The 2,516-nt window shown below is 38.2% G+C and carries 2 protein-coding genes and 1 pseudogene; 2 read left to right on the top strand and 1 reads right to left on the bottom strand.

Going from position 1 to position 2,516, the window contains the following annotated elements; genetic code table 11:
- A pseudogene (locus HT709_RS11340) lies at positions 1-1,118 on the top strand (IS630 family transposase); the annotation flags it as partial.
- 52 nt (positions 1,119-1,170) lie between these two features.
- A complete protein-coding gene (locus tag HT709_RS11335; protein ID WP_000757032.1) occupies positions 1,171-2,073 on the top strand; it encodes a choline-binding protein in 903 nt (300 codons plus the stop codon).
- 222 nt (positions 2,074-2,295) lie between these two features.
- Here HT709_RS11335 and HT709_RS11330 read toward each other — a convergent pair.
- Positions 2,296-2,516, bottom strand: a 221-nt coding sequence (locus HT709_RS11330; protein WP_240156683.1) for a transposase domain-containing protein, incomplete at its 5' end; no start/stop codon positions are given.

Raw genomic sequence — 2,516 nt, 5'->3', positions numbered from 1 at the left:
CCGAGTGGTCAATCCCCGTTACTTTTAGACTGTAATCAAACAACGATTTGGCCAACTGTAAAAAAATATGAGGAGTTCGGACTCGACTCTCTCCTTCAAGAAACACGTGGTGGTCGTAACCATGCATATATGACAATTGAGGAAGAGAAAGCCTTTCTTGCTCGTCATTTGAAGGCTGCAGAGGCAGGAGAATTTGTTACAATTGATGCCTTATTTCAGGCTTATAAAAAGGAGTTAGGTTCTTCCTACACACGTGATGACTTTTATCAACTCTTGAAGCGCCATGGTTGGCGAAATATTAGGCCACGTCCAGAACATCCCAAGAAAGCAGACTCTCAAACCATTGTCGCGTCTAAAAATAAAATCTCAATTCAAGAAGACAAGAAAGCGCTTTAAAACCAGTAGACCTTTTCGTAAGGTTTGCTTGATGTACCAAGATGAGGCTGGTTTCGGTAGAATCAGTAAACTAGGATCTTGTTGGGCTCCAATAGGAGTAGGTCCACATGTCCATAGTCACTATATACGAGAATTTTGCTATTGTTATGGAGCTGTTGATGCCCATACAGGCGAATCATTTTTCTTAATCGCTGGTGGATGTCATACTGAGTGGATGAACGCCTTTTTAGAAGAGCTTTCACAAGCTTATTCAGATGATTATCTTTTACTCGTTATGGACAATGCCATATGGCATAATAAAAGCGCTGAATCGGTCAATCAGGCTCTAAAACTCATCTTAAAACAAGACAAGATTCTGTCCATCACGGCAGATAATGGTACAGAATTTAACCGCTTGTCTGATGTATTTTCTGAGGAACATATCTATTATGCGCCCCCCTATGCCTCTTGGGAAAAGGGGAACTGATGAGAATCACAACAGGCTCATTCGGAGATGGTTACCTAAGGGAACTAAGAAAACGACTCCCAAAGAAGTCGCATTCATCTAAAATTGGATTAATAACTATCCTAAAAAATGCTTGAACTACAAATCACCCAGAGAAGACTTCTTGATGGCTAACTTGAACTTGAAATTTGGCTTTTTTGAAAAAATAGGTAAAAAGTTTAAAAACTCGAAGAAAACTCTTGACAAATCCTGCAAATATTTATATAATCTATGGTAGTAAGGTAGTCTTACGAAAAAATATTTTAAAGAAAAACAAAGGAGATAAAACGATGAAAAAAGTTTTATTGACAAGCGCAGTCGCTCTTGCAGCATTTGGTGCTGTACAAGCTGTTTCAGCTGATACAGCAACTTTTAGTGAGGCTAATGTTCAAACATTGCCAAATGCTAAACCTGCAGCTGATGAGAGAACAGAACCAAGTGCAGAAGTTTCTAAACTCTTTAAAGAAGCAGCAGAAGCAGCAGAAGCAGCAGCTAAACGTGGAGAAGAAGCAAGTGGTAAAGTTAATACTACTGAAAATGGTGATTTGACTATTGATGATATTAAGTCTCACCTTGCATCTCAACAATCTCAACAATCTAATAAACAAAGAGTTGTTACCGATAGATATGTTAAGGTTTATGATAAAGAAGGTAATGAACTGAAACTTGATGGTAAAGCAGTTGAGATTAAGTATGAAAAATCAGCTAAAAGTACTGTTGAAGTTAAAACTAAACGTGGAACATATAAATTAACAGTTCGAGTACAAAATGGTAAAGCAACCCTTTTGGAAATTCCTCAACTAGTAGCTTCTGCTGAAAAACCAGCTGCTCAAGCAGCATGGGTTCAATCAGGTTCTCGCTGGTGGTACAAACACGCTGATGGTTCTTACACAACTAATGGTTGGGAAAAAATCAACGGAACTTGGTACTATTTCGACCAAGCTGGTTGGATGGCAACTGGTTGGGTTAAAGACAATGGTACTTGGTACTACCTAAACGACAACGGTTCAATGGCAACTGGTTGGGTTAAAGATAACGGTACTTGGTACTACTTGAAATCATCAGGTGCAATGGCAACTGGTTGGTATCAAGTTGGTGGTAAATGGTACTACTCATACGCGTCAGGAGCTCTTGCAGTTAATACAACTGTAGATGGTTACAAAGTAAACCACAACGGTGAGTGGGTTAAATAATCCAAGATAATTTAAAACTAGGAGAGTTCTCTCCTAGTTTTTTTGCTCTTTGTTAGCTATAGGGGTAGAGTTTTTGGCATTTTCCTTGCAACTCCGTCTATTGGTTAGAAGAAAATAAAAAGTGAACAAGACGATATTTCAGTCGTAACCGCCCAATAACGAAGTATATTGAAAAATCTCCAGACTAGAGAACTCACGGATAGTTCCTAATCTGGAGATTTCTTATTTGCACTTTTCTTGTACAACTTTATTCCATGGTAAATAAGCCTCTAAAACCTCTTTGTTTACGAGAGTTTCCTCGTTTGGAAGACATTCTAGAAGATAGGATAGATATTTTTCACTATTTAGTTGATGACGTTTAGCTGTTTCCAACAAACTCATAATAATAGCTGTTGCTTTAGCTCCTTCAAAACTTTGAGAAAACAACCACCCTCGCTTTTTAA

Source organism: Streptococcus sp. 1343 (assembly GCF_013277355.1).
Classification (GTDB): Bacteria; Bacillota; Bacilli; order Lactobacillales; family Streptococcaceae; genus Streptococcus; species Streptococcus pseudopneumoniae.
This window is presented reverse-complemented; position numbering and strand designations above follow the sequence as displayed.

Coding starts and splice junctions, on each gene's coding strand:
- HT709_RS11335 (WP_000757032.1), top strand. CDS start 1,171: ATGAAAAAAGTTTTATTGACAAGCGCAGTCGCTCTTGCAGCATTTGGT.